This window comes from Blautia sp. HCP3S3_D9, from assembly GCF_052063845.1.
Taxonomy (GTDB): Bacteria; Bacillota; Clostridia; order Lachnospirales; family Lachnospiraceae; genus Blautia_A.
The window spans coordinates 1-4,764 of sequence record NZ_JBQHWS010000187.1 but is presented as its reverse complement, the minus strand read 5'-3'; the positions used below and the strand labels follow the sequence as shown (position 1 = coordinate 4,764).

At 42.4% G+C, this 4,764-nt stretch carries 6 protein-coding genes; 4 read left to right on the top strand and 2 right to left on the bottom strand.

The features are described from left to right. Nucleotides 1-295 precede the first annotated feature (295 nt). On the bottom strand, nucleotides 296-463 hold the full coding sequence (locus ACTNES_RS19450) for an LOG family protein (RefSeq protein WP_334303493.1): 168 nt from the start codon (nucleotides 461-463) through the stop codon (nucleotides 296-298). Then, nucleotides 441-839 carry a TIGR00730 family Rossman fold protein gene (locus ACTNES_RS19445; protein ID WP_330636189.1) on the bottom strand — a complete coding sequence of 133 codons (399 nt, stop codon included), beginning with the start codon at nucleotides 837-839 and terminating at the stop codon, nucleotides 441-443. Before ACTNES_RS19445 ends, ACTNES_RS19450 begins: the two co-directional genes overlap by 23 nt. Nucleotides 840-961: 122 nt before the next feature. Here ACTNES_RS19445 and ACTNES_RS19440 point away from each other — a divergent pair, with 122 nt between their 5' ends. The 4 genes from ACTNES_RS19440 to ACTNES_RS19425 form a co-directional block, all read left to right on the top strand. Further along, nucleotides 962-1,129, top strand: coding sequence for a hypothetical protein (locus ACTNES_RS19440; protein ID WP_291809993.1), 168 nt, complete (start codon nucleotides 962-964; stop codon nucleotides 1,127-1,129). A 74-nt stretch (nucleotides 1,130-1,203) separates the two neighbouring features. Next, nucleotides 1,204-2,481: an L-cysteine desulfidase family protein gene (locus ACTNES_RS19435; RefSeq protein WP_291809996.1), complete on the top strand. Its 1,278-nt coding sequence runs from the start codon at nucleotides 1,204-1,206 to the stop codon at nucleotides 2,479-2,481. A gap of 40 nt (nucleotides 2,482-2,521) precedes the next feature. After that, nucleotides 2,522-3,379, top strand: coding sequence for an EamA family transporter (locus tag ACTNES_RS19430; RefSeq protein ID WP_291817169.1), 858 nt, complete (start codon nucleotides 2,522-2,524; stop codon nucleotides 3,377-3,379). Between the two features lie 597 nt (nucleotides 3,380-3,976). Then, the coding region (locus tag ACTNES_RS19425; protein ID WP_441040435.1) for an aminotransferase class I/II-fold pyridoxal phosphate-dependent enzyme at nucleotides 3,977-4,764 on the top strand (788 nt) is incomplete at its 3' end.

The following is a 4,764-nucleotide window of genomic DNA, read 5'->3' as shown; positions in this document are numbered from 1 at the left end:
GTCCAGCATATATAGCTGAACTGTATATGGAAGAATTAAAGAAATCCGAATATAAGATGTGAGTATGAACGTATATTAGGATCGTGCGCAGAGGAAAAAGCTGGTGGGAACGCAGAGAACGTTCCCACCAGCTGATCAGTAAAATCGTTATCTCAGAACCGCAGGAAAAAGACGGAACAGAGAATTACCGGAGCTTGGAACCATCGAAAGAGGTTCCAGCTCCCATAAATAAGAAAATCTATCAAAATTTAATCTATTTTAATTTTTTCAAGGATCATTTCGAGCCAATATTTTCTCATAAAAGACATAAAGCAAGTAATAGCTTAATATCTTCAAGATTATCAGCAAAATAAATTCCTTCCTGCCGTCTGGAGGAGGACAGCCCCATCTTGATCATATGGTCGAGAAGCTGTTTCAGGCTGTCATAATATCCGTTCAGATTATACAGAATACAGGGGGGCATCCAGGTGTTTGAGGGAAACCATGGACATAACTTCTGTGATTTCCTCCAGAGTACCGGTTCCTCCCGGAAATGCAATAAATGCATCACCAAGTTCGATCATTTTTGCTTTTCTTTCAGCCATATCTTTTGTGACGATCAGTTCTGTGATTTCATCATACTGCAGTTCGGAATCTATAAAAAACTGTGGTTCCACGCCTGTTACTTTTCCTCCGGCATTCAGTACGCTTTCTGCGAGCTGTCCCATAAGACCGGACTTTGAACCTCCATATACCAGAGAATTTCCGCTTTCTCCAATCCATGTACCAAGTTCCCGGACAGCATCTCCAAGTGCCGGATCATTCCCCTCCAAAGCTCCAAGATAAACGGTAATATTCATTGTAATTTCCACCTTGTATTTTTTAAATTTCCGTCATCGGAAACAATTTATCTTTTCCGAGTTCTGATATCGGAACTCATTATAGAACTTTCCAGGTTACGGTTCAATAGTAATTTTGGTGGTTGACAAATTTCAGAATTATTCTAAATGTGATCGGAAATCTGGTGCTGGCAGCGGGACTTCATATGGATGCAGCCGGAGCTGCCATTGCAACAGTAACGGGAATTATATTGAATGTGGGATTTTATATATACCTGAACCGCACAGAAAATGACGGTACACAGGGCTGATTCTTTCTGGACATTCTGATAGTGTTATGTCATACTTGAATAAATATTAAAAATGAACAGGAGATATCAGCACAATGTTAGATGAGAGAGTATATCAGAATTACATAGGCATTCTGAAAGAAGAAATGATTCCCGCCATGGGATGTACAGAGCCGATCGCATTGGCATATGGAGCAGCCAGAGCACGAGAAGTTTTGGGAAAAGAACCGGAACATATCACTGCAAAATGCAGTGGAAACATTATAAAAAATGTCCGTTGTGTTATCATTCCAAACTCCGGCGGATTGACTGGAATTGAAGCAGGTGTAGTCCTCGGTGCAGTAGCCGGAGACCCATCCCTGAATATGGAAGTTCTTTCGAAGGTAAATGAATCCGGAAGAAAGCGATGTTGTGAACTTCTGGATAAAAAGATATGTAAAGTAGAACTTCTGGACTCCCCGGTAGTTCTGCACTTTATCATAGAAATGCAGGCAGGGGATGACACAGTAAGTCTGGAGATCAAATACGATCATATCAATGTAACAAAGATCGTAAAGAACCAGGAAGTCCTGCTGGATTCAGATTATAAATCCGATGAAACTCCGGCTGTAGCAGACAGAACTCTGCTCAATCTGGAAGACATTAAAACATTTGCAGATACTGTAGAGCTTGATGATGTCAAAGAAATTATAGAAAATCAGATCCGCAGCAATATGGCAATCGCCCATGAAGGAATGACTGGTAAATACGGTCTTGGAATCGGCCGGATCATCCGTGAAACCTATTCCAATGATATGCTCACTAAAATGCGCAGCCTTACAGCCGCAGCTTCCGAAGCCAGAATGGGCGGATGTGACATGCCGGTAGTCATCAACTCAGGCAGCGGAAACCAGGGAATTGCCTGTTCTGTACCTCTGATCGTATATGCCAGAGAAATGGAACTTCCGGACTATGTACTTTACCGCGCATTGGTATTTTCTAACCTCTTAACTGTATATCAGAAACAGTATATCGGTAAACTTTCCGCATTTTGCGGTGCGGTATCTGCGTCCTGTGCAGCCGGTGCGGGGATTACTTACATGGGCGGTGGAGAACTTTCTGTGATCAAGAAGACCATAGAGAATACGCTTGCCAATATTCCGGGAATCATCTGTGATGGAGCGAAAATATCCTGTGCAGCGAAAATCGCAGCCAGCCTTGATGCTGCATTCCTGGCACATCACCTTGCTATGAACGGTCAGTCCTATGCGCCATACACCGGAATCCTCAAGGAAGAAGCCGGCGAAACCATCAGCTGCGTAGGACAGATCGGCAAAGAAGGAATGAAAGAAACAGATAAAGAAATTCTGCGGATTATGTTGGAAAGTGTATAATCTGTTGGAACAGGTAAAATAATTAATGGGCGGAGGAAATATGTGGCTGTTATTTGCGTTTGGTTCTGCTTTGTTTGCTGGCTTGACTGCCATACTGGCAAAATGCGGAATCAGAAATACAGATTCTAATGTTGCGACAGCATTAAGAACCGGCGTAGTGTTAGTCTTTTCATGGCTTATGGTATTGGTGGTCGGGGCGCAAAGCGGAATCAGAGATATTTCAGCAAAAATTCTGATCTTTCTGATTTTATCAGGACTGTCAACGGGCATATCCTGGCTATGTTATTTCAAAGCACTGCAGATCGGAGATATCAATAAGGTAATGCCAATTGATAAATCGAGTACAGTGATAATGATGCTGCTGGCATTCATTTTTCTCAGGGAAGAAATAACGTGGCTGAAATTTGTTTCAATGATTCTTATCGGCATTGGTACTTATCTGATGATACAGAAAAAGGAAACACAGGAGAAAGTAGAAGATAAGAAATGGCTGCTTTATGCAGTTGGTTCCGCTGTTTTTGCCAGTCTCACATCTATTTTGGGGAAGATTGGAATTCAGGATGTCAATTCAAATCTTGGAACTGCAATCCGAACAGCTGTTGTATTAGTGATGGCGTGGATCGTAGTATTTGTGACCGGAAAGCAGGATACAGTTAAGAATATTGACAGAAAAAGCTGGCTATTCCTTATTCTTTCCGGATTTGCAACAGGCGGTTCCTGGTTATGCTATTACAGAGCACTTCAGACAGGTCCGGCCAGTGTGGTAGTTCCGATTGATAAACTGAGTATCCTTGTGACTATTGCATTCTCGTATGTGGTATTCCATGAAAAGCTGTCATTAAAATCAGGAGCAGGACTGCTGCTGATTGTTGTTGGAACGTTAGCTTTGTTGATATAAGGGATTTTTTGAGATAGCGTTGCGATAAAAAACAGATGTGCTTAAATGAGAAGAAAACGGAAGAATAGCAGATGGATTTTACATAATTTTATCAATTATTTTAACTGTGCATTATTGACAGTATGTTTTTTACATGTTATGATAAACGCGATTTTGAAAGACGAAGATGCAGAGTAATAGACAGAGTCTTTTCAAAGCAATTGTTTTGGACCACCCGGGAGGGTTAAGGCCATACGGACAGCCGGGTCCACTGCCGATTATGGTAACTTTGGTTACCTTATTGATTGAGTTAGAAGCTCAAATTTTATAAGTAGGTTCCTTTGATAACCGTGATGCGCCGGACGCGCAGACTTGTGAAACGGTCAATAAGAGTAGTAAAAGTATAATTGCTATATAGACTCTGACACGCATGATCCAGAAGTTTTATTTATGATGCTGAAAGAAAGTATTATCTGCTTTTTATGCTTGTTGATAAAACATATAGATACAGATCAAAACGCAGGTTTGTGGCTAAGTGCCCTACCTGCGTTTTTTGTTTTGTTCAGTCTGTGGAATTGCTGATTGGGGGTTGAAGCAAAGGAAACTGGAAATGGAGGAATGATGAAAGGAAGTCGTTTTAAATTAAACCAGAACCATGCACCCATACATGAAGCTCTGGAGACTTTCCGACGAATGAGAGTGGTGCCATTTGATGTGCCGGGTCATAAACGCGGAAGAGGTAATCCGGAATTGACAGAATTCCTGGGACAAAAATGTGTAGGTGTGGATGTTAACAGCATGAAACCACTGGACAATCTCTGTCATCCTGTATCTGTAATACGGGAAGCGGAAGAGCTGGCAGCAGATGCTTTTGGGGCAGCACATGCATTTTTGATGGTAGGAGGCACAACAAGTTCTGTTCAGACAATGGTATTGACTGCCTGTAAACGGGGAGATGAGATCATACTTCCCCGTAATGTTCACAGGAGCGTTTTAAATGCCCTTGTTTTGTGCGGTGCGATCCCTGTTTATGTAAATCCGGAGGTGGATCAGAGACTTGGAATCTCTCTTGGAATGCGCAGGGAACAGGTTGAGAAGGCCATAAAAGAGCATCCCAAAGCAGTTGCAGTACTGGTAAATAACCCAACCTATTATGGAATATGCAGTGATTTACGTGCGATCGTTAAGATGGCACATGATGCTGGAATGCTGTGCCTGGCAGATGAAGCCCATGGAACTCATTTTTATTTTGGCGGCGGTCTTCCGGTTTCCGCTATGGCAGCAGGTGCAGACATGGCATCTGTATCCATGCACAAGAGCGGCGGAAGTCTTACACAGTCAAGCCTTCTCCTCACAGGCCCGGCTGTACACGCAGGATATGTTCGTCCTGTCTCTTATACACATCT

Excerpts from the sequence above, each read along its gene's own strand:
- ACTNES_RS19450 (WP_334303493.1), bottom strand. The coding sequence starts at position 463 with ATGCCCCCCTGTATTCTGTATAATCTGAACGGATATTATGACAGCCTG.
- ACTNES_RS19445 (WP_330636189.1), bottom strand. The coding sequence starts at position 839 with ATGAATATTACCGTTTATCTTGGAGCTTTGGAGGGGAATGATCCGGCA.
- ACTNES_RS19435 (WP_291809996.1), top strand. The coding sequence starts at position 1,204 with ATGTTAGATGAGAGAGTATATCAGAATTACATAGGCATTCTGAAAGAA.
- ACTNES_RS19430 (WP_291817169.1), top strand. The coding sequence starts at position 2,522 with ATGTGGCTGTTATTTGCGTTTGGTTCTGCTTTGTTTGCTGGCTTGACT.